Origin of the sequence: Kineothrix alysoides (assembly GCF_000732725.1) — a bacterium.
Lineage (GTDB): Bacteria > Bacillota > Clostridia > Lachnospirales > Lachnospiraceae > Kineothrix > Kineothrix alysoides.
Genome location: NZ_JPNB01000001.1, coordinates 1,570,297 through 1,590,043, shown reverse-complemented (window position 1 = coordinate 1,590,043; position 19,747 = coordinate 1,570,297). Strand labels below are relative to the sequence as shown.

The following is a 19,747-nucleotide window of genomic DNA, read 5'->3' as shown; positions in this document are numbered from 1 at the left end:
ATGACATAGGTAAGATATGAATTTATACGGAGGCAAATGCCGGGAACATCAGTCTCCCGGTGTCTGCCTCCTTCTTAGTTGGACTGGGGCCTTACAAACAATATTCTGGAGATAAAGCGAACCAGAGGGCCAGCGACAAAAATCTGCCAGAAAAAGGCCATAGGGAAATTGATGATGACAGCCTGAACCCATTTGGCGGGTATTTGTATATCGATTCCCTTAAACAGCAGGGAAGCGACCATGCTCATCATCGGACACATAACGCAGACGGTCATAGCCTGAATCATCAGGGTTACGGTCAGAGGTTTATCAGAAGAGGGATTCACCAACCGAAAGGCCATTTTTCTGGCAATCGGTCCGCCTATAAATTCCTGCAGAACCATGACGATAACTACGAATCCAAGGAATTCGCTTAAGGGGAGTAAGAAGAACGAGTTCGTCATTCCTCCGTGAAGAAGTGCCGTATTGTAAGTTTCCATCCCATAAACCATGACCGACGCCATTAAGACGCCGAAGACTGTTTTTTCGATCCGTGTTTTTGGTGTAAACATAAAATGCCTCCTTATATGAATATTTTTTGCAAACAATGTACAACAAAAAAAGTACGTAAACCACTGTCTGGATTTACGTACTTTTACTACACGACAAGGAGTAGTATAACAAATCAAACAAATTTTTTCAAGTTGAAATTTTTTATCTTTCATAGAACAAAATTTTTTATCTTTACCGGCATGTTTCCACCGTGGGTTCCTATGCGTTTTTCTTAAACCAATGCAAAAACATCCTAAAGCACTCCATGGAGGATTTTTTTCCCCGGCGGGTGGGAGAAAATAGAGAAATCGCTTCCCAAAGGCTTGGAAATATCGTAAAATATCAATGAAACTTCAGGAGATAAAATTACACTCTACGGTACGATAGATTTGCAGCTTGCAAGAAAACCATAACTTTTTTAGAAAGGTTCTGCCAACTACTATGACACTGACAACGCTTTGCTACATAGAAAAAGACGACTCCTACCTTATGCTTCATCGCATCAAAAAGGAGCATGATATCAACAAGGATAAATGGATCGGTATCGGCGGCCATTTTGAAACCGACGAAAGTCCGGACGATTGTGTCGTTCGGGAAGCGAAGGAGGAGACCGGGCTGACGCTCACCTCTTATCGGCTTCGCGGAGTCCTCACCTTTCTGTGCGATGACATTACGGATTATTACATATTCATATATACCGCCGACGGTTTTGAAGGAGATTTGAAAAGCTGTAATGAAGGAACGTTAGAGTGGGTAGCGAAGGATAAAATTCCATCTTTGAACTTGTGGGAGGGTGATCTTATTTTCTTCCGGCTTCTGGAGGAAAATGCTCCCTTCTTTTCCTTGAAGTTACGCTATATAGATAACATATTAAAGGATGCTGTCCTAAACGGTAAAACGATGGAGCTCTTTGACATTGTGGATGAAAACGGCATTCCTACCGGTCGGGTGAGGGAACGTTCTCTCGTTCACCGCTACGGAGATTTACACCGGACCGCCCACGTATGGATTGTCCGCAGGAACGAAAGCGGCAGCTTTGATGTGCTCTTGCAGAAACGCGTAGCCGACAAAGATTCCTTTCCCGGCTGTTTCGATATTTCCTCCGCTGGGCATATTCCTGCCGGAATGGATTATTTGGAATCTGCGCTTCGGGAGCTGGATGAAGAGCTTGGAATCACTGCGTTGCCCGAAGACTTAAAACTTATCGGCTATCACGACGGAGAGGTCGTGACCTCATTTTATGGCAATCCCTTCCACAACCATGAGTTCAGTGCTGTCTATGTCTTATCTTTGGATATTCCTGTTCCCTCTTTTCGCTTGCAAAAAGAGGAGATCGAGTCTGTGGTATGGATGGATTACGAAAAATGCCTCGCCTCTATGCGAGACGGCACTCTGGCTCATTGTATTTTTATTGATGAGTTTCTGGCTTTAAAAACATGGATGTGAAGTAATTTGGAAATGGATATCAGTTGCTGTCCGGGTTTACAAGTCCTTATTTTCTTATTTCATCAATAAAAAAATATATATAGAAGTTTGTGCAAATAAGCTTGCTTTTTAGGATAAAGAGATGTACAATCAATAAAACAAATGCAGGGGGACGCTTGAGCGTTGAGAAGGTAAAACCTGACCCTTTGAACCTGTTGGTTAACACCGACGTAGGGAGCATTCAAACAAGTTGACGTTTGAGATGCCTTCCTGATGGGGAAGGTTTTTTTGTTCTATAAGAAATGTCTTGCTACGTTAAAGAATTTGCCTGCTGCATTACAATTGAATATGATACAAGTTTGCGGGGGGACTCTTTGGAGTTGAGAAGGCAGAACCTGACCCTTTGAACCTGTTGGTTAATACCGACGTAGGGAAGCAAATCATCTGTTTGGTGATTCGGACGCTTCGTGTATACGCGAAGCGTCCTTTTTACATATAGGGGTGTTTTCTGTTTCGGCGGGAAGCACACTTTTGTTTTATATTTACCGGAAGCCTTACAGCGGCAGGCCGGGCAGACGGTTGTGATTTAATACGGAAAAATATAGGAGGTTGAACATGAAAAAGGTATTGAGTATTGCAGGCTCGGATTGCAGCGGCGGTGCCGGCATCCAGGCTGATTTAAAGACCTTTTCCGCCCATGGGGTGTTTGGCATGACAGTCATTGCTTCGGTGGTTGCGGAGAACACCTTTCGGGTGATTGAATATCAGGACATACGGCCCGATATCATCGAGAAACAAATCGATGCTGTCTTCGAGGACATCCCGCCCGATGCGCTGAAAATTGGTATGCTGTCATGTAAGGAAGGTATGCTGGCAGTGGCAGGCAAGCTGCGTGAATGGAAGCCGGTCAATGTGGTTATTGATCCGGTAATGTACGCCAAAAACGGTTGTGCGCTCATGGACCCGGATTCCATAGATACATTGATTGCCGAGGTGGTGCCGCTTGCCGATGTAATTACTCCTAACATTCCCGAAGCGGAGAAGATGGCTGGAATGAGCGTTCATACGCAGGAGGATATGAAGAAAGCGGCTCGGATCATCCACGATATGGGCTGTAGGGCGGTACTGGTGAAGGGAGGGCACAGTGAGGGTGACGCTACGGATATTTTATTTGACGGCAGCGAATTTTACTGTTTTTCCGCTCCGCGCATCCAAACAAAAAACACCCATGGTACTGGCTGCACGTATTCTTCGGCTATTGCCTCTAATCTTGCCTTGGAGCTGCCGATACGGCAAGCTGTCGCGCGGTCTAAGCAGTATGTCACTACCGCGATTGCCCATTCTCTGGAAATTGGGAAGGGCAACGGGCCAACGGACCATTTTTACGATTTGTTTCAAAATGGATTATCTGATGTGAGAAGATGGATGGAGGATTTTTAATGAGAGAAATATATATGGGACTTGTGGAGCAGGTGCGCGTGAAAAAGCCGCTGGTCCACCATATTACAAATTACGTTACGGTAAATGACTGCGCAAACATTACGCTGGACATCGGTGCGTCGCCCATCATGGCCGATGCGCTGGAAGAGGCTGAAGACATTGCCGGCATAGCCTCAGCAGTTGTGCTCAACATGGGAACACTTAACGAGCGCACCATTCCAGCAATGATCACGGCAGGCAGGGCGGCAAACGAGACAGGAGTTCCGGTTGTATTCGATCCGGTAGGAGCCGGGGCTTCTAAACTTCGTAATGAAACGGCTGTCAGAATTTTACAGGAGGTGAAAATCAGCGTCCTGCGCGGCAATATTTCAGAGATACGGTTCCTTGCGGGCTTGCATGCGGAAACAAAAGGCGTGGATGCGGCAGAAGCCGATCTGCAAAATATAGAGGATGCCATATCCGTGGCAAAGACAATGGCAGTCCGGTCAGGCTGTGTGGTTGCGATTACCGGAGCGGTGGATGTGGTATCAGATGGCAGGAGATGCGTCTGCATAGAAAACGGTCATTCCATGTTGTCAAATCTCACGGGAACCGGCTGCATGTGTTCTTCGCTTATCGGATCCTTCTGCGGAGCAGCCCCGGAAGCTCCGTTAGAAGCTGCGGTCACGGCCTTGCTTTCTATGGGTATTGCCGGAGAACTCGCCTTTGAGCGGGCAGGGCATAACGGTAACGGTAGCTTCCATGCGGCTTTGCATGACGCAGTGAGCAAACTGGATGGGGAAATTCTTGTGGGGAGGGCGAGGCTATATGAAGCCTGATATCGACTATACGCTATATCTTGTTACAGACAGAGAACTTATGGCCCAGACCACCATAGAAGAATCGGTGGAACAGGCGGTCAGGGGCGGCTGCACATTGGTGCAGCTTAGGGAGAAAAGTGTATCCTCGCGGGAATTTTATGAAACGGCTGTAAGGGTACGGAAGGTAGCATCCCGGCTGGGCGTACCGCTTATCATTAATGACAGGGCAGATATTGCCCTCGCAGTGGAGGCGGACGGAGTGCATGTGGGGCAGGGGGATATTCCTGTCGATGTAATACGGAAAATGGTCGGACCGGATCGGATCGTCGGTGTATCGGCGGGCAGTCTTACCGAGGCGCTTTCCGCCGCTGATGCAGGTGCAGACTATCTGGGAGTAGGCGCCATGTTCGCTACGGGAACGAAAAAAAATGCCAATATTACTCCTATTCAGGTGCTGAGGCGTATACGGGATGAGGTTCCGCTTCCCATTGTCGTGATTGGGGGAATTAACAAAGAAACGATACCGCTTTTTCATGGCATAGGCATCGACGGGCTGGCAGTAGTTTCTGCCATTGTTTCCCAGGAGGATGCGGCAGGTGCGGCACATGAGCTGAAAAACTTGTTCCTTAAGGGGAGGGCCAAGGCATGAAGGCGTATATATTCGATTTGGACGGCCCCTTGCTGGATCTATGGGCGTATAGGAGCAGATTGATGCGGAATTTCTGGCCAAACGGGGAATCGAGATGCCGCTCGATTATATTAACGCTGTCTGTGCGCTCAGCTTTCAGGAAACTGCCGCATATACTATTGAAAGGTTCGGCCTGCAGGTCAGCGTAGATGAACTGCTGAAGGAATGGAATGCTATGGCGGCATATGCATACGGCCATACCGTTGCGCTAAATAGAGATGTTTGACGTCGTTTGTTCCACAGATGGTGTTCTATATAATTTTAAAGACGCACCACTGCCGGAATAAGGGAGAAGAAGATATGTAATTTGCAAAACTATTCAATCACTTCACCATGCAGAACGACTCTGCCGTTATCCGGACATTTTAAATCAAACATTTTTGCTGTTTGATTACCATAATCGAGAGAAGCACCGTTTTTGAGTGCATACACCATTGGATAAGCACAATTCCAAAGCTCGTGGCATAGGGGAGGGCAGAGATCGTCAATGATATATTCGTCTCCTGTTTTACTATATCCACATCTGCATTTACTGCTCACAACAGTCAACTTTACTTTTCCCATAATTTTTCACCTTTCACATTATTTATCTAAATATATTACCTTGTTTTGCTATTATTTTGCAACATTTTTCAGTATTTAGATATAAATAAAATAATGAATCAACAGACCTTATAAAAGAGTATGAGAAATTAAAATCAGCAAATATTTTATTATCTTGTAAAATTACATGGATTGTTTTATACTATATATCGATAGCGATACAAGTTGCATTATCGCTTCCATAATTATTTAGTAATAACTGAGGTTTAGCATGAAAATTGACATTCCAAAATATCAGCAGATTGCTGCAGATATCGCCGCCAAGATCGCTTATGGTGATTATTTGGAAGGCGAAAAGATATACGTCCGCTCCTCTTTAGCAAGCCAATATGGGGTTTCCTCCGAAACGGCCAGGCGTGCAGTATGCGTACTGTCGGATATGAAAATTGTGGAAATTACAAAGGGCAGCGGAGTTCTTATTAAGTCCAGAAAACTAGCCATGGATTTCATTAATAAATTTGATTCAGTCAGTCAGATGAGTGAGCTGAAAAAGCATATTTTAAACAGTATAGAGCAACAAATTACGCAAAGTACCGAGTTAAAAACGATGGTTACCGAGTTGATGTACAAAACAGAGCGTTTTCGCGTAGTGAATCCATTTTCACCTTTTGAAATTGCGATTACGGAACATGCATCTTATATAGGTCAAAACCTTTCGGAAAGTAATTTTTGGCACAATACTGCGGCAACTGTCATTGCGATCCGGCGCGGAGAACAAATTATTATATCTCCTGGACCATATGCGGTAATCACAGAGGGAGATATTCTTTATTACGTCGGTGATGAAAACTGTCATGAGAGAGTGAAGAATTTTTTGTATTCAAAATAAATAACTGATATATTGAGCAGATTTTCCATAACGGAGAATCTGCTTTTTTGTCTAAATGATATTTATAGTGCTGAAATCTCACTTATTTTGTATATGCTTTAAATTTGACACATATTTTTATTTATGTTAGCATTAAAGAGACAACTCAAAAATAATACAGTGTTGTTACTTTGAAAAATAAGGAGGAGATGTATGCCAAAAGTTGAAATCAAAGGGTTATATAAAATATTTGGTCCGACGCCAAGACAAGTCATACCCATGTTGGAAAGCGGTGCCGATAAAGCCAATATTTTAAAAAAACACAAGCATAGTGTTGGTGTAAATAATGCTTCCTTCACGGTTGAAGAAGGAGAAATATTTGTTGTTATGGGCTTATCAGGCAGCGGAAAGTCAACGCTTATACGCTGTTTAAATCGTTTAATAGAGCCTACAGGCGGTAGTGTTTTCATTGATGACCAAGATATTACGAAAGTATCTGCCGCACATCTTCGGGAAGTGCGGAGAAAAAAAATCGCGATGGTTTTTCAGAACTTTGCACTTTTGCCGCATAAGACTGTGCTGGAAAATGTGGCATTCGGATTGGAAATACAAGATGTAAAAGCGGAAATACGCAGACAAAAAGCACAAGAAATGCTGGAAACTGTCGGGCTAAAAGGTTATGGAAATGCAAAACCAAATGAACTTTCGGGCGGTATGCAGCAAAGGGTAGGACTTGCAAGAGCCCTCGCAACAAAAGCGGATATTCTTCTCATGGATGAGGCATTCAGCGCTCTTGACCCGTTGATTCGTAAGGACATGCAAAATGAACTTCTATCCTTGCAGCATAAACTGAAAAAAACAATAATATTTATTACACACGATTTGGACGAAGCGCTGAAAATTGGAGACAGAATTGCAATTATGAAGGATGGTAATATTGTTCAAATCGGTACTGCTGAAGAAATTCTTCAAAGTCCTGCGGACGATTATGTCCGTGAATTTACACATGATGTAAATCGGGCAAAGATTATTACAGCTTCTGCAATTATGCGTGACGCTGAAGCACTGGTTCTTGAAAAATCAGGAATCCGCATGGCTGTTCGTAAAATGAAAGATTTAGGTATTTCCAGCCTTTTTGTAACAGATAAAAGCAATACGCTGCTGGGAATCGTCACAATTGAACAGGTGTCTTCTCTGATAAAGGAAGGTAAGGAAGCACTGGAATCTATAATTGATGACAACATCAAAACCGTAAGCTGCGAATCGTCTATTGATGAAATTATCCCTTTATTTTTGTATTCAAATTATCCCGTTGCCGTAGTGGACAGAGATAAAAAGCTAAAAGGAATTATTTTTAAGTCTACTGTGCTTGCTGGTATTGCAGGGGAAGGGAGAGAATCATATGGTGCTTAGTGAAAAACTTCCAGTGGGTAGTTTTGTAGAAAAAGGCATAGACTGGATGACGCAAAATTTTAGTGGTTTCTTTACAGCAGTAAAGGAAGTCCTCTCCGGAGTTATTGATGGCACGAGCTGGTTTCTTACCATTATCCCGGCTTTTGTTTTTATAATACTGATCTCTCTTTTTGCGTGGTGGATTGCAGGAAAAGGACTTGCGATTTTTGCGGGAATTGGTCTTTTCCTCGTACATAATCTCAACCTTTGGGATAAGACAATGCAAACGCTGGCTTTAGTTGGTGCCTCAACTTTGATTGCTTTGCTTATCGGTTTGCCGCTTGGTATTCTTATGTCGAAAAGTGATGCTGCAAATAAAATTATACGGCCGATATTGGACTTTATGCAGACAATGCCGGCCTTTGTGTACTTAATTCCAGCGGTATATTTCTTTGATCTGGGCACTGTCCCAGGTGCGGTAGCAACCATAATATTTGCCATGCCGCCTATTGTACGTCTGACAAATCTTGGAATCCGTCAAGTGCCTGCAGATGTAGTGGAAGCGGCTAAATCTTTTGGCTCGACCCCGGCTCAGCTGCTTCTTAAAGTTAGGATTCCCCTTGCAGTTCCTACTATTATGGCAGGGCTGAATCAAACTATCATGCTTTCCCTTTCCATGGTGGTCATATCAGCTATGATTGGGGCCGACGGTCTTGGTAAAACCGTCTATGAAGGCATTACACAAATGAATATCGGGAAAGGCTTTGAGGGGGGACTGGCTGTAGTTATCATGGCCATGTTGCTTGACCGCATTACACAATGCCTCGGCTCAACGCCGCAAAAGTCAGGGAAAAGATTCATAAAAAATTTACTGAGTAAATAATCTTTCAATCAATTAAGCTAAGAAATAGGAGGAAATTATGTTAAAAAAGACAACTTTAATGCTTGTATCAGCGTTATTGATAGCCGTGGCTGTAACAGGGTGTGGCAGAACCGAAGATATAGACGCGAAAGGAACTGTTAAACTGGCATATGTCAATTGGGCGGAGGGCATCGCGATGACGAACCTTGCGGCAGCTGTGCTCGAGGAGAAAATGGGATATAAGGTTGAGTTGACGATGGCTGATGCCGCGCCTGTATTTACTTCTGTCGCCACCGGCAATACGGATGCTTTTCTGGACGTCTGGCTCCCGGTAACCCATGAAAGTTATATTGAAAAATATGGAGATGAAATGGTAGATATGGGCGTTTCCTATGAAAACGCACTTTTAGGATTGATCGTACCTTCCTATGTTGAAATCGACAGTATTGAAGAACTTAATGCAAATAAAGATATATTTGACGGCGAAATCGTGGGGATCGATGCAGGTGCAGGTTTAATGGCAGCTGCAGAAAAGGCGGTAGAGGAATATGCTCTGGATTATAAACTCCTTACCGGCAGCGGACCAACCATGACAGCCGCATTAGGAAAAGCAATTGATGCAAACAGTCCTATTGTAGTTACAGGATGGGCGCCTCATTGGAAATTTGCAAAATGGGATTTAAAAGTGCTGGAGGACCCCAAAGGTGTATTTGGTGAGGTTGAGAATATTCATAAATATTCCAGAAAAGGTCTGGAAGAAGATATGCCGGAGGTTACGGCATTTCTAAAGAAGTTTAAAATGACAGAGGTTGAACTTGGTGATTTGATGGGTGTGATTGAAGAATATGATGGTGAACCGCTGGATGCGGCACATAGTTGGATGAATGACAATGAAGATCTTATCAACGAATGGATAAATTTTTGAAAAATCGTAATAAAAGTCAGATAGAAAGTGGTAAATTATTTCTGCAACCGATATTGTGCGATGGGCCAATCAGACCATATCTGGACTTCAACGTAAGCAGGTTGTGCAAATATGGGCTCCTTCCAATCATTTTGAGGGAGCCCATATTTGTCGATAACTTTTAGTATTTCATAAAAAGTATAAACCATTTTTCTGAATTCCAAGTGATCCGTAACTTTAGGGCTGAAAGTAGGAAAAGTATCTCCATAAGTAAACGATATGGCTTTTAAGTCAAATTCGCTTATTGGAATTCTAATATGGTCCGTGGCTTTATACCATGTATTTAGCCAAGGACATAAGACTTTGCCCTCATTTTGTAAGTTATCTTGAATTTTCTGCGCTTCGTCCAACGGTAATTCTGAAAGATTGACGAATGGTCCTTTTTCCTTTTCAAAATAATGATATAAATTCACATGTAATTCCCATTGTTATAAACAGCGTTACCAATAGCTTGGTCAGATGGTATCTTGGTAAGAGTCATTTTAATGTGCTTTACATAGAATATACCGCAGTAATAAAGCCTATAGTCGAAAACAAGTTGCACATACAATGGAACGTCATCGATATGTAAATATTTTTCTTTTTCCAAGCAATAAATGCGGCAGGCAAAAACACAGAAATCCTAAATAGATTATTGAATGGAAGCCAAAGATGATATAATGAAAACAATACAGTGATTATGAATGGTGCCCAATTACCAAATCTTCTTATTCTTGATGTGAGATACCCTCTGAAAAAGAGTTCTTCAACAATCGGGCCAACGATAACATTGAGAACAAAATACCCAATACAAGTTAATAATAATATATCATTGGAATATTGCTTGAGATATTCCATATTAGTCCAATCAAAATATGCGGGTATAAGTGGTGCCAAGTGATTGGATATCGGAGCGAGCAAGAAATTTTCCAGAGGTACTATCGTTACAGACATAAGGCCTGCAAAAGCAAAGAGGAAAAATCCGTACAAAAATATTTTCCACCAGCTCATTTTATTATGAAAGAAAAACGAACTTTTTAATGAATAACTGCCATATTCTTTTTTGCTCACATATAGAACAATACCTATTTCAATTGGAAATAAGATAATAACTGCTAAAAGAAAAAACAATAAAAGGGAAGGGATTTTATTTTGTAAAAATCCTATGAAAATATAAATTATGGTCAGTATTGAAGTGGGAATAAAAATAAAACAAAGCAATCTTAATAGACTTATTTCTTTTTCTGTATCTGCGTTATTTGCTGTCATATATGTTACCTCATATTATACAAATTTGTCTCTTCTCTGGTTTCGTGGTTATCAGAGAAATTATACTACATTATTTTTTCAATTTCCACATATTTCCGTCAGCCTTACAATGAATGGGAATTTATAAAAAAGTAAAAGAGAAACGGGATAAAATTTAAATTTATCCGTATATTATATATTCGATAATGATAAGATCGTTCACATTTGCAGTAGCTGTTTGCAAGGGACTCGCTATGCGGAGGATAACAGTGAAAAAAGCGGCTGCGACAAGTATCGATGCGCTGGCGGTAGGAATTACCTTTGCATTTCTAAATGTAAATATTTTTACGGCGGTAGTCGTTATCGGTACAGTTACATTTATTTTATCCATGGCAGGAGTGAAAGCAGGGAACCGGTTCAGAATGAAATATAAGGCAAAGGCGGAAATTGCAGGAGGTGCAGTACTGATATTTTTGGGATAAAAATTTTAGCGGAGCATATTGGAATATTCTAATTTGACAAATGAACTTTGTTAAGAATAGAAAGAATTACATGTATAGAAAAGAACCCCCTGGTAATAATAGGAATGAAAATATTTTATTAGGAGGTTACACAAGATCATGACTAATTTATCAGAATTAGACTTACAGAATCTTCGCCATTTAATCGGCGGATATGACACTACTCACTGCAAGCTGACAGAATATGCGGAATGCGCCACTGACTCCAATGTAAAACAATTCTTTGAAAAAGGCGCGAAATCGGCGATGGACAACAAACAGCAGCTTATGAAATTTTTGCAGTAGGAGGGTAAGAGAATGCAGGAAAAAACAATGGTAGCGGATACCTTAGCAGGTATTAACGGAGAACTCGTTCGTTTCGGCGAGATGATTCCTCAGACGGAGAACAAGGAACTGAAGCAGACATTAAAGCAATTCAGAAACACATGTGAGCAGTCGCAGGAAGAATTATATCAGATTGCAAGGGATAAATCATACTACGTACCGGCTTCCAAAGCAACACAGGAAGAGGTGAATCACGTAAAAGGCTTATTTACAAGTGGAGTGCTATAGAATCAGGATATATTAATCCCAAACGGCGATGCGGTAAGCAACGCCGTTTGTACATAATAAAGCCTATTTAAGAAGCGGATATATGAATATGTGCCGCATAATATTCCTGAGGCACCATATACCTGTAAATGGCATCAAAATCCGAAAGCAGCGTTTCCAGCGCAGGTGATTGCAGAATCGGCAGAAAAAGAATCTTATAATGTACGCCGAATATTTTTGCCGCAATATCCGCAAAATAAGCGCCGTTACCTTCATAAAAAGAGATTCGCTTATTTCGGATAATCCGCTCGCTTTCATCCTTTGCATAATCAGGATTTTCCGTCTCTATCAATATACCGTCGCAATTCGTAAGAGAACGCTTCATCCTCTCAAGAAAATAAGAACCGATTCCTTCGCTGCGGTATTGTTCCATTACTGCAAAATAATCCAACAAGATATTCCGGCATCCGGGTAGAACCGTAAAGAAAGCATAACATAATAGCTCTGCATCCTTTTCCCGGTACAACCCATAACCGACATATCGTCCCGCCTCAGTCATCCGGCTGATAGAAGAAACCGGCTTCCGTTCATCTGCCGGAAAATGTCTCACAGAATGTGTAGTATATACGGAAATCAATTCCTCCTTAGTTAATTTATTGATTACTAAATCTTCTTTATTATTTATCATTACATACAACTCCTAAATTCTTCTTTTTATCTTTATCCTAATCTTTGGGGATATTTCCATCTATTCGCTTACCGGCTGCAAAGAACTGATATCTGAATCGATTACCATGGAATAGTTAGTATAATATACCACAAATCCGGGCTTTCCCCCATTAGGCTTCTTAATGTTTTTCTTTTCCGTATAATCAATTTCCACCTTATCCTGACCTTTTGCCTTAGAATAGTGGGCGGCGAGTCTGGATGCCTCTTCAAAAGTACGGTCGGGCAGCTTGGCACCGCCTGACTTTACGATGACGTGGGAACCGGGAATGCCCTTGGCATGAAACCACCAGTCGTTTCCCGAAGCGAGCTTAAAGGTGATTTCTTCATTTTGATAATTATTCTTTCCTACATAAATATGAAAGCCGTCGCTGCTCACATAATGGAAAGGCTTGCTTGTGACTTTTTCTTTTTTTGTGCCGCCCTTTCTGCGGACATAACCGCTTTCGATTAGCTCTTCCTTAATCTGGACGAGATCCGCTTCCATAAGGGCGATATCCAGGGCAGCACTGATGGATTCCAGATGATCGATTTCCGCCTTTACCTCAAGTGTCAATTCGGACAAGGCTTCCAGGGTACGTTTCAATTTGTTATATTTTTCAAAATATTTTTTTGCATTTTCCGAGGCGGTTAATGTAGGGTCCAAAGGAATAATGATTTCTTCGTTGGTGTAATAATTCAGTGCCGTCATGGACTTCGCGCCTGGAGCCACCCCATAACCGTAGGTGTTTAGAAGCTCACCATAGACCTTGTATTTTTCCCTCTTTTCAGTATCCTCCATCTGACGTATCTGCAAATCATACTTCTTGATATTTCGTTCCAGCGCAGTCTGCACAATCTTGCGCAGGTCCACAGATTTTTGACGGATTCTTGTAACCGCATTTTTTTGCGCATAATATTCTTCCAGTACAAAGCTTATGGAAGGGCAGGGAACCGTATGGCGCTCTCCGTACATAGTCAGCGGTACGGATGCGAATTCTGCCGGGGTTTTGTTTTCATAAACGATGTTAGGAGAGAAATTCCCGTTTTTCACAGCACAAATAAGGGCGGAAAATTCTGTATAAAGGTTGTGCATGCTCTCGGGAGAAAGAGAAGCCACAGGATAATCTCCGTCTATCTTCGCGAGGTAGCAAAGCTCGTGAGAAATTGTTGGTGAAAAGCCGGTATAAGAACTGTAAATGGCTTTGTATACAGGCATGCTCTTTTTGCCGATTTGAAGGGTAAAATCCTCTTCAGAGGCAGTAAGCGGATCCGCCTTGTCCATAGTCTCAGGTATAAAATAGGGTCTGCCGGGCAGCACCTCCCGAACGCTGCTGACCATGCCCGAAATGTGCTTTATGCTGTCGATGATCATATTTTCATCATTGGCAAAAATAATATTACTATGCTTTCCCATAATTTCAACGATAAGCTTCTTCGTACATAAATCGCCAAGCTCGTTTAAATGCTCGATTCCTATTTCAACGATACGTTCCAGCCCCGGTTGGGTAACGCTGATGATTCTGCCGTTTTGAATGTGTTTCCTAAGCAACATACAAAAGCCCGGCGCAGTTAAGGGACTTTGTTTATTACTGTCCGTCAGATAAATCAGGGGAAGGGAAGCTCCTGCGGAAATGAAAAGCCTTTTCTGGCCGCCATTTGCCTTTATGGTAAGAAGCAGTTCGTCACTTTCCGGCTGTGCGATCTTATATATGCGCCCTCCTAAAAGGCTGTCATTTAAATCCTTTATAATATTAGCAATGGTAATTCCATCGAATGCCATATAAATACCTCTCTTTACAACTTAATAAAATAATGCTATAGGTTAGATTCTACATTATTTCGCATTGTATTTCAACTGTGTACGTGTTTTTCGGCGGGTTCATCTTGACGAGGCGGAAATGGTATTCTATAATAATATGAAGTACGCATAGGGCGTGCAGTTGGAGAGGGTAAATGGATGATCAAGAGCATGACTGGCTTCGGAAGATACGAAGCGGCGGAGGCCGACCGTAAGATTACGGTAGAGATGAAATCCGTCAATCACAGATATTTGGATGTAAATATTAAGATGCCCAAAAAACTCAACTTTTTCGAGGCGGCAATCCGCGCTGAGCTGAAAAATTATATTCAGAGAGGAAAAGTCGATATTTTCATTACGTATGAGGACTTTACGGAAAACAACGTCTGTATCAAATATAATAAAGACATTGCTGCCGAATATATGGGATACTTGAAGCAGATGGCAGAAGACTTCCATCTGGATAACGATATTCGCGTTTCCGCTCTTTCCAGATATCCGGAGGTGCTGGCGATGGAAGAGCAGAGTCCGGATGAAGCGGAAATATGGAAAGTTTTGGATAAGGCGATCAAGGGTGCCTCGGAGAATTTTGTGGAGACGAGGATAAAAGAAGGAGAAAATCTCAGGGAAGATTTAATCAGTAAGCTGAATGTAATGCTTTCTCACGTGGAATTCATTACGGAGCGTTCCCCTCAGTTGGTTAGCGAATATAAGGACAAGCTCCATGAAAAAGTAAGGGAGCTTTTAGAGGATGCGCAGGTGGATGAGAACAGACTTCTAATGGAGGTTACTCTTTTTGCGGATAAGGCATGCGTGGATGAAGAGCTGGTGCGTTTAAAGAGCCATATCGAGACGACAAAGAGCACTTTGATCGAGGGGGGAAGTATCGGAAGAAAACTGGACTTCATCGCACAGGAGATGAACAGGGAGGCCAACACGATACTGTCGAAAGCCAACGATTTGGAGATTTCTAACCGCGCCATCGAATTGAAGACGGAGATAGAAAAAGTCCGCGAACAGATACAGAATATAGAGTAGGTTAAAATACCATGAATAAGTTGATTCATATTGGTTTTGGGAATATAGTAAATACCGGTAAGATAATTGCGATCGTCAGTCCGGATTCTGCACCTGTAAAGCGTATGGTGCAAAATGCGAAGGAGTCAGGAATGGCGATTGATGCAACGCAGGGGAGAAAAACGAAAGCGGTGCTTGTTATGGAAAATAATCAGTTGGTTTTATCGGCGCTTCTGCCGGAGACAATTGCTAACAGGGCACAGGCAGAAAGTGGAGATACGGATGAAACGTAAGGGAATTTTAGTGGTAGTGTCGGGCTTTTCGGGGGCCGGCAAAGGAACCTTGATGGAGCAGCTTCTTAAGACATATGATAATTATTCATTGTCCATATCGATGACGACCCGGGCACCGAGACCGAAGGAGCGGGAGGGCAGAGAATACTTTTTCGTGACGAAGGAAAGCTTCGAGAAAGAGATAAAGCAAGACGGATTGATCGAATACGCAACCTATTGCGAGAATTACTATGGCACGCCCAGAAAGTATGTGGAGGAGCAGCTTAACAGGGGCAAGGACATCATTTTGGAGATAGAGATTCAGGGAGCTCTTAAGATAAAGGAGAAATTTCCTACAGCACTTTTGTTATTCGTCATGCCGCCATCGGCGAAGGAATTGGAAAAGCGTCTGACCAAGCGGGGAACGGAGACTCCGGAGGTAATCGAAAAGCGACTCCGCCGGGCAGTGGAAGAGGCACAGGGAATCGAAAAATATGATTTTATCATAGTTAACGATGATTTGGAATCATGCACGAGGCGATTGCATAATCTGATTACGGCAGCACATAACGCCCCGATTAGAAATGAAGAATTTATAGAAAATATGAGACAAGAGCTTAACGCCCTTGTGAAAGGAGAAAAATAATGTTACATCCATCTTATTCTGATTTAATGAAAGTAGTAAATAGCGAGGTAGAGCCTGGTGAGGCTCCGGTAGTCAATAGCAGATATTCTATTGTTATGGCGACTTCTAAGCGTGCGAGACAATTAATCGCAGGTGAAGATGCTTTGGTGGACGACGAAGGGAAGAAACCTCTGTCCGTTGCGGTAGAAGAATTAAATCAGGGGAAAATAAAGATTTTGAGCGAGGATGAAGCTCAGTCTGAAAAATAACCGATTGTAAATTTTATGCCCGTGAATTATGCGGGCATATTCATTTTTAAGGAGCACATATGAAAATTTTATTTGTATCACTGGGATGTGATAAAAATCTGGTGGATTCCGAGGTAATGCTTGGAATGCTGTCGGAAAAGGGGTATTCTTTTACGGACGACGAGACGCAGGCTGATATTATTGTAGTCAATACATGCTGTTTTATCGGCGATGCGAAGGAGGAAAGCATTAATACGATTTTGGAAATGGCAGAGTTTAAAAAGACCGGACAATTAAAAGCCTTGATTGTGACGGGCTGTCTGGCTCAGCGTTATCAGAAGGAAATTCAGGAAGAAATAGAGGAAGTGGATGCAATCATCGGTACGTCGGCCATCGACAAGATTGTGGAGACAGTGGAATCGGTACTTATAGGAAAGGGAGAGAACCATATAGAGCCTTTGGATGCAGAACCCCTTGGAGACAAAAAGCGTGTTGTAACTACGGGCGGGCATTATGCGTATCTGAAAATTGCGGAAGGGTGTGAAAAGCATTGCACCTACTGCATTATTCCTAAAGTCAGAGGCAACTACCGAAGCGTTCCCATGGAAAAACTTGTATCCGAGGCGAAAAAGCTGGCGGAGGACGGCGTGAAGGAGCTTGTGTTGGTGGCACAGGAGACGACGCTTTATGGCAAGGATCTGTACGGAGAAAAGAGGTTGCCTCAACTGCTCCGCAAGCTTTGTGAGATCCCAGGAATTTACTGGATTCGCATTCTATACTGTTATCCGGAAGAAATTACGGATGAATTGATAGAAACCATAAAGCAGGAAAAGAAAATATGCAATTATCTGGACATTCCCATTCAGCATGGCTCAGATGCCATTTTACGGCGTATGGGAAGGCGGACAGACAGCGGGGAAATAAGACAGATCGTTAAGAAGCTGCGAAGCAGCATTCCGGATATATGCCTGCGGACGACACTGATTACCGGTTTTCCGGGAGAGACGGAGGCAGACCACGAGACTTTGCTGGAGTTTGTGGAGGAGATGAAATTCGACCGTCTGGGAGTATTCACCTATTCGCCGGAGGAGGATACGCCGGCTGCCGGGATGGAAGACCAGATATGTGGGGAAGTCAAAGAAGAAAGAAAAGCGCAGATTATGGAGCTTCAGCAGGATATCGCTTACGAGGCGGCAGAAAATATGGTAGGAAAGATGCTGTATGCGATGATTGAGGGCAAGATGGCGGATGAGGACGCGTATGTTGCCAGAACCTATAAAGATGCGCCTAACGTGGACGGCTATTTGTTCATCAATACGGAAGAGACGTTGATGAGCGGAGATTTCATAAAGGTGAGAGTGACCGGTTCTTATGAATATGATTTGATAGGAGAGATATGTGATGAATTTACCGAATAAATTAACTATTTTCAGAGTAATTATGATTCCCTTTTTTGTACTTTTTGCACTGGTTCCCGTTGCGGGAGAAGCGAGCAAATGGATCGCTTTGACTATATTTATTGTAGCAAGCCTTACGGATTGGCTCGATGGATATCTTGCGAGGAAGAATAATCTCGTAACAAATTTCGGGAAGTTTATGGATCCTCTTGCGGATAAGCTGCTCGTATGTTCGGCGCTCATCTGTCTGGTGGAGCTTAAGAGCATTCCGGCCTGGATCGTCATTGTTATCATTGCCCGTGAGTTCATTATCAGCGGTTTCCGTTTGGTGGCTTCCGATAATGGTGTGGTCATTGCAGCCAGCTATTGGGGAAAATTCAAGACCACCTTCCAAATGATAATGATTTGCCTTATGATTGCTGATCTGGAGCCTTTGAGATTGCTTACGGCTATCGTTATGTGGGTTGCACTCATATTGACAGTGGTTTCTCTGGTGGATTATATTGTAAAGAATAAAGAAATAATGAAAGATGTCAAATAATTGTAGTATAATTGAAATAGAAATGTTAGCCCGAGCGGACGAAGAACGGCCAATGTATGCCGTAATGAGGATGAAAAAATGATAGTGGAATTAATCGCGGTAGGAACGGAGCTATTGCTGGGTAATATAGTAAATACGAATGCTGCTTATCTTTCCGAAAGATGTGCGGATTTGGGATTGTCCTGCTTTTATCAGAGCGTGGTCGGAGACAACGAAGAGCGCCTTGCAAATGTAATAAAGACTGCACTTGAGCGTTCTGATATCGTTATACTTTCCGGCGGATTAGGCCCTACGGCGGACGATTTGACCAAGGAGACTGCGGCAAAGGTGATGGGCAGGAAATTGGAGATGCACGAGCCTTCCAGAAGGACGATCGAGGAATTTTTTCAGAGGAGAAATCTGGAACTGACGGAAAATAACTGGAAGCAGGCGATGGTGCCGGAGGGCGCTATCGCGGTAGACAATGAGAATGGTACTGCTCCCGGCGTGATCATAGAAGGAGAGGGTAAGAAGGTAATTCTTCTTCCCGGACCTCCGAACGAATTAATACCAATGTTTGAAAAAAGTATTATCCCATATTTATCGGGAGAAAAAAATGGGACCATCTATTCCCGGACGGTAAAAATCTGCGGTGTCGGGGAGAGCAAGGTGGAGACGGTAGTAAAGGATTTGATTGACGGACAGAGCAACCCAACCATTGCTCCTTATGCGAAAAACAGCGAGGTACACCTTCGTGTGACAGCCAGTGCTGCAGATGAAGGGGAAGCGCAGAAGCTTCTTACGCCTGTACTTGATGAACTGATGGGGCGGTTTGGAAGCAATATCTATACGATGGATACAAATGTAACATTGGAAAAGGCGGTAGCCGATCTGCTCGAGGAGAGGCATTTGACCGTGAGCACGGCAGAATCCTGTACGGGAGGAATGCTTGCAGCAAGACTTATCAACGTTCCCGGCATATCTAACACCTATAAATCGGGATACATTACCTATTCCAATAAGGCCAAAAGAAAAGTACTCAGTGTGAAGAAGTCTCTGCTTGAGAAAAAGGGTGCAGTAAGCGAAGAAACGGCGGTGGCTATGGCAAAAGGAGCGGCTGCGATTTCAAAGGCGGATGTGGCGGTTGCGGTTACCGGAATTGCAGGACCGGACGGCGGAACAAAGGAGAAGCCGGTGGGCCTTGTATATATCGCATGTAATGTGTGCGGAAAAGTAACGGTAAAAAAATATCACTTTAGTGGAAACCGGGCGAAGATAAGGGAAACCACGGTGTCTAACGCGTTGATTCTAATGAGGCATTGTATTTTGAAGCATGATGAAGAGACGGCTTTCGGTAAGAAATAAGAACA

At 42.9% G+C, this 19,747-nt stretch carries 24 protein-coding genes, 1 pseudogene and 2 riboswitches; of the genes and pseudogenes, 19 read left to right on the top strand and 6 right to left on the bottom strand.

The genetic code is table 11. The features are described from left to right. Window positions 1–74: 74 nt before the first annotated feature. Complete coding sequence (locus CC90_RS0107510; RefSeq protein ID WP_031390177.1) at window positions 75–551, bottom strand: DUF2798 domain-containing protein; 477 nt, start codon at window positions 549–551, stop codon at window positions 75–77. A gap of 421 nt (window positions 552–972) precedes the next feature. Between CC90_RS0107510 and CC90_RS23660 the strand changes: the two genes are divergently transcribed. From CC90_RS23660 to CC90_RS24180, 5 genes are all read left to right on the top strand, one after another. Beyond that, on the top strand, window positions 973–1,977 hold the full coding sequence (locus CC90_RS23660; RefSeq protein WP_081905903.1) for an NUDIX domain-containing protein: 1,005 nt from the start codon (window positions 973–975) through the stop codon (window positions 1,975–1,977). A 135-nt stretch (window positions 1,978–2,112) separates the two neighbouring features. Then, a riboswitch (TPP riboswitch) is annotated at window positions 2,113–2,210 on the top strand. A gap of 99 nt (window positions 2,211–2,309) precedes the next feature. Beyond that, window positions 2,310–2,408: riboswitch (TPP riboswitch) on the top strand. Between the two features lie 163 nt (window positions 2,409–2,571). After that, entirely contained in the window at window positions 2,572–3,396 is an 825-nt protein-coding gene (thiD, locus tag CC90_RS0107495; RefSeq protein WP_031390175.1) for a bifunctional hydroxymethylpyrimidine kinase/phosphomethylpyrimidine kinase, read from the top strand. Further along, on the top strand, window positions 3,396–4,214 hold the full coding sequence (gene thiM, locus CC90_RS0107490; RefSeq protein ID WP_031390174.1) for a hydroxyethylthiazole kinase: 819 nt from the start codon (window positions 3,396–3,398) through the stop codon (window positions 4,212–4,214). The genes thiD and thiM overlap by 1 nt, the downstream gene beginning before the upstream one ends. Beyond that, entirely contained in the window at window positions 4,204–4,845 is a 642-nt protein-coding gene (thiE, locus tag CC90_RS0107485) for a thiamine phosphate synthase (protein WP_031390173.1), read from the top strand. The genes thiM and thiE overlap by 11 nt, the downstream gene beginning before the upstream one ends. 94 nt (window positions 4,846–4,939) lie before the next feature. Continuing rightward, window positions 4,940–5,110 carry a hypothetical protein gene (locus CC90_RS24180; protein ID WP_157837536.1) on the top strand — a complete coding sequence of 57 codons (171 nt, stop codon included), beginning with the start codon at window positions 4,940–4,942 and terminating at the stop codon, window positions 5,108–5,110. Window positions 5,111–5,199: 89 nt separating this feature from the next. Here the strand turns inward: CC90_RS24180 and CC90_RS0107475 are convergent, their stop codons facing one another. Further along, on the bottom strand, window positions 5,200–5,448 hold the full coding sequence (locus tag CC90_RS0107475; RefSeq protein WP_031390172.1) for a TIGR04076 family protein: 249 nt from the start codon (window positions 5,446–5,448) through the stop codon (window positions 5,200–5,202). Window positions 5,449–5,698: 250 nt separating this feature from the next. Here CC90_RS0107475 and CC90_RS0107470 point away from each other — a divergent pair, with 250 nt between their 5' ends. From CC90_RS0107470 to CC90_RS0107455, 4 genes are all read left to right on the top strand, one after another. After that, window positions 5,699–6,316 (top strand): TrkA C-terminal domain-containing protein, encoded by a 618-nt coding sequence (locus tag CC90_RS0107470; protein WP_031390171.1) that lies wholly within the window; start codon window positions 5,699–5,701, stop codon window positions 6,314–6,316. A gap of 192 nt (window positions 6,317–6,508) precedes the next feature. Then, a complete protein-coding gene (locus tag CC90_RS0107465; protein WP_031390170.1) occupies window positions 6,509–7,708 on the top strand; it encodes a quaternary amine ABC transporter ATP-binding protein in 1,200 nt (399 codons plus the stop codon). Then, window positions 7,698–8,570, top strand: coding sequence for an ABC transporter permease (locus CC90_RS0107460; protein WP_031390169.1), 873 nt, complete (start codon window positions 7,698–7,700; stop codon window positions 8,568–8,570). Before CC90_RS0107465 ends, CC90_RS0107460 begins: the two co-directional genes overlap by 11 nt. 37 nt (window positions 8,571–8,607) lie before the next feature. After that, complete coding sequence (locus tag CC90_RS0107455) at window positions 8,608–9,474, top strand: glycine betaine ABC transporter substrate-binding protein (RefSeq protein ID WP_031390168.1); 867 nt, start codon at window positions 8,608–8,610, stop codon at window positions 9,472–9,474. Window positions 9,475–9,509: 35 nt separating this feature from the next. Here CC90_RS0107455 and CC90_RS0107450 read toward each other — a convergent pair whose 3' ends face one another. Next, complete coding sequence (locus CC90_RS0107450; RefSeq protein WP_031390167.1) at window positions 9,510–9,926, bottom strand: hypothetical protein; 417 nt, start codon at window positions 9,924–9,926, stop codon at window positions 9,510–9,512. Between the two features lie 79 nt (window positions 9,927–10,005). Continuing rightward, window positions 10,006–10,761 carry a CPBP family intramembrane glutamic endopeptidase gene (locus CC90_RS22980; RefSeq protein WP_031390166.1) on the bottom strand — a complete coding sequence of 252 codons (756 nt, stop codon included), beginning with the start codon at window positions 10,759–10,761 and terminating at the stop codon, window positions 10,006–10,008. Between the two features lie 257 nt (window positions 10,762–11,018). On the opposite strand from CC90_RS22980, the pseudogene CC90_RS22200 reads away from it, so the two are divergent. From CC90_RS22200 to CC90_RS0107430, 3 genes and pseudogenes are all read left to right on the top strand, one after another. Next, window positions 11,019–11,254: pseudogene (locus CC90_RS22200) on the top strand (manganese efflux pump); the annotation flags it as partial. A gap of 106 nt (window positions 11,255–11,360) precedes the next feature. After that, window positions 11,361–11,546, top strand: a complete 186-nt coding sequence (locus tag CC90_RS0107435) for a hypothetical protein (RefSeq protein WP_031390165.1) — start codon at window positions 11,361–11,363, stop codon at window positions 11,544–11,546. Between the two features lie 12 nt (window positions 11,547–11,558). Beyond that, window positions 11,559–11,813, top strand: a complete 255-nt coding sequence (locus tag CC90_RS0107430) for a spore coat protein (RefSeq protein ID WP_031390164.1) — start codon at window positions 11,559–11,561, stop codon at window positions 11,811–11,813. Between the two features lie 67 nt (window positions 11,814–11,880). Here the strand turns inward: CC90_RS0107430 and CC90_RS0107425 are convergent, their stop codons facing one another. Both CC90_RS0107425 and CC90_RS0107420 read right to left on the bottom strand, forming a co-directional pair. Further along, complete coding sequence (locus CC90_RS0107425; RefSeq protein ID WP_051869323.1) at window positions 11,881–12,480, bottom strand: N-acetyltransferase; 600 nt, start codon at window positions 12,478–12,480, stop codon at window positions 11,881–11,883. A gap of 60 nt (window positions 12,481–12,540) precedes the next feature. Next, window positions 12,541–14,280, bottom strand: a complete 1,740-nt coding sequence (locus tag CC90_RS0107420) for an Rqc2 family fibronectin-binding protein (protein ID WP_031390162.1) — start codon at window positions 14,278–14,280, stop codon at window positions 12,541–12,543. Window positions 14,281–14,457: 177 nt separating this feature from the next. Here CC90_RS0107420 and CC90_RS0107415 point away from each other — a divergent pair, with 177 nt between their 5' ends. The 7 genes from CC90_RS0107415 (at window position 14,458) to CC90_RS0107385 (ending at window position 19,742) form a co-directional block, all read left to right on the top strand. Next, the gene (locus CC90_RS0107415; protein WP_031390161.1) at window positions 14,458–15,336 is read left to right on the top strand and encodes a YicC/YloC family endoribonuclease; all 879 of its coding nucleotides are present in this window, start codon (window positions 14,458–14,460) and stop codon (window positions 15,334–15,336) included. Between the two features lie 11 nt (window positions 15,337–15,347). Further along, the gene (locus CC90_RS0107410) at window positions 15,348–15,608 is read left to right on the top strand and encodes a DUF370 domain-containing protein (protein ID WP_031390160.1); all 261 of its coding nucleotides are present in this window, start codon (window positions 15,348–15,350) and stop codon (window positions 15,606–15,608) included. After that, window positions 15,598–16,233: a guanylate kinase gene (gmk, locus tag CC90_RS0107405; RefSeq protein WP_031390159.1), complete on the top strand. Its 636-nt coding sequence runs from the start codon at window positions 15,598–15,600 to the stop codon at window positions 16,231–16,233. The genes CC90_RS0107410 and gmk overlap by 11 nt, the downstream gene beginning before the upstream one ends. Next, the gene (rpoZ, locus tag CC90_RS0107400) at window positions 16,233–16,481 is read left to right on the top strand and encodes a DNA-directed RNA polymerase subunit omega (RefSeq protein ID WP_031390158.1); all 249 of its coding nucleotides are present in this window, start codon (window positions 16,233–16,235) and stop codon (window positions 16,479–16,481) included. Before gmk ends, rpoZ begins: the two co-directional genes overlap by 1 nt. A gap of 59 nt (window positions 16,482–16,540) precedes the next feature. Then, a complete protein-coding gene (rimO, locus tag CC90_RS0107395) occupies window positions 16,541–17,878 on the top strand; it encodes a 30S ribosomal protein S12 methylthiotransferase RimO (RefSeq protein ID WP_031390157.1) in 1,338 nt (445 codons plus the stop codon). Then, window positions 17,862–18,398 (top strand): CDP-diacylglycerol--glycerol-3-phosphate 3-phosphatidyltransferase, encoded by a 537-nt coding sequence (gene pgsA / locus CC90_RS0107390; RefSeq protein ID WP_031390156.1) that lies wholly within the window; start codon window positions 17,862–17,864, stop codon window positions 18,396–18,398. Before rimO ends, pgsA begins: the two co-directional genes overlap by 17 nt. Window positions 18,399–18,476: 78 nt before the next feature. Next, the gene (locus CC90_RS0107385; RefSeq protein ID WP_031390155.1) at window positions 18,477–19,742 is read left to right on the top strand and encodes a competence/damage-inducible protein A; all 1,266 of its coding nucleotides are present in this window, start codon (window positions 18,477–18,479) and stop codon (window positions 19,740–19,742) included. Window positions 19,743–19,747: the final 5 nt, after the last annotated feature.

Excerpts from the sequence above, each read along its gene's own strand:
- CC90_RS0107510 (WP_031390177.1), bottom strand. The coding sequence starts at position 551 with ATGTTTACACCAAAAACACGGATCGAAAAAACAGTCTTCGGCGTCTTA.
- CC90_RS23660 (WP_081905903.1), top strand. The coding sequence starts at position 973 with ATGACACTGACAACGCTTTGCTACATAGAAAAAGACGACTCCTACCTT.
- thiD (WP_031390175.1), top strand. The coding sequence starts at position 2,572 with ATGAAAAAGGTATTGAGTATTGCAGGCTCGGATTGCAGCGGCGGTGCC.
- thiM (WP_031390174.1), top strand. The coding sequence starts at position 3,396 with ATGAGAGAAATATATATGGGACTTGTGGAGCAGGTGCGCGTGAAAAAG.
- thiE (WP_031390173.1), top strand. The coding sequence starts at position 4,204 with ATGAAGCCTGATATCGACTATACGCTATATCTTGTTACAGACAGAGAA.
- CC90_RS24180 (WP_157837536.1), top strand. The coding sequence starts at position 4,940 with ATGCCGCTCGATTATATTAACGCTGTCTGTGCGCTCAGCTTTCAGGAA.
- CC90_RS0107475 (WP_031390172.1), bottom strand. The coding sequence starts at position 5,448 with ATGGGAAAAGTAAAGTTGACTGTTGTGAGCAGTAAATGCAGATGTGGA.
- CC90_RS0107470 (WP_031390171.1), top strand. The coding sequence starts at position 5,699 with ATGAAAATTGACATTCCAAAATATCAGCAGATTGCTGCAGATATCGCC.
- CC90_RS0107465 (WP_031390170.1), top strand. The coding sequence starts at position 6,509 with ATGCCAAAAGTTGAAATCAAAGGGTTATATAAAATATTTGGTCCGACG.
- CC90_RS0107460 (WP_031390169.1), top strand. The coding sequence starts at position 7,698 with ATGGTGCTTAGTGAAAAACTTCCAGTGGGTAGTTTTGTAGAAAAAGGC.
- CC90_RS0107455 (WP_031390168.1), top strand. The coding sequence starts at position 8,608 with ATGTTAAAAAAGACAACTTTAATGCTTGTATCAGCGTTATTGATAGCC.
- CC90_RS22980 (WP_031390166.1), bottom strand. The coding sequence starts at position 10,761 with ATGACAGCAAATAACGCAGATACAGAAAAAGAAATAAGTCTATTAAGA.
- CC90_RS0107435 (WP_031390165.1), top strand. The coding sequence starts at position 11,361 with ATGACTAATTTATCAGAATTAGACTTACAGAATCTTCGCCATTTAATC.
- CC90_RS0107430 (WP_031390164.1), top strand. The coding sequence starts at position 11,559 with ATGCAGGAAAAAACAATGGTAGCGGATACCTTAGCAGGTATTAACGGA.
- CC90_RS0107425 (WP_051869323.1), bottom strand. The coding sequence starts at position 12,480 with ATGATAAATAATAAAGAAGATTTAGTAATCAATAAATTAACTAAGGAG.
- CC90_RS0107420 (WP_031390162.1), bottom strand. The coding sequence starts at position 14,280 with ATGGCATTCGATGGAATTACCATTGCTAATATTATAAAGGATTTAAAT.
- CC90_RS0107415 (WP_031390161.1), top strand. The coding sequence starts at position 14,458 with ATGATCAAGAGCATGACTGGCTTCGGAAGATACGAAGCGGCGGAGGCC.
- CC90_RS0107410 (WP_031390160.1), top strand. The coding sequence starts at position 15,348 with ATGAATAAGTTGATTCATATTGGTTTTGGGAATATAGTAAATACCGGT.
- gmk (WP_031390159.1), top strand. The coding sequence starts at position 15,598 with ATGAAACGTAAGGGAATTTTAGTGGTAGTGTCGGGCTTTTCGGGGGCC.
- rpoZ (WP_031390158.1), top strand. The coding sequence starts at position 16,233 with ATGTTACATCCATCTTATTCTGATTTAATGAAAGTAGTAAATAGCGAG.
- rimO (WP_031390157.1), top strand. The coding sequence starts at position 16,541 with ATGAAAATTTTATTTGTATCACTGGGATGTGATAAAAATCTGGTGGAT.
- pgsA (WP_031390156.1), top strand. The coding sequence starts at position 17,862 with ATGAATTTACCGAATAAATTAACTATTTTCAGAGTAATTATGATTCCC.
- CC90_RS0107385 (WP_031390155.1), top strand. The coding sequence starts at position 18,477 with ATGATAGTGGAATTAATCGCGGTAGGAACGGAGCTATTGCTGGGTAAT.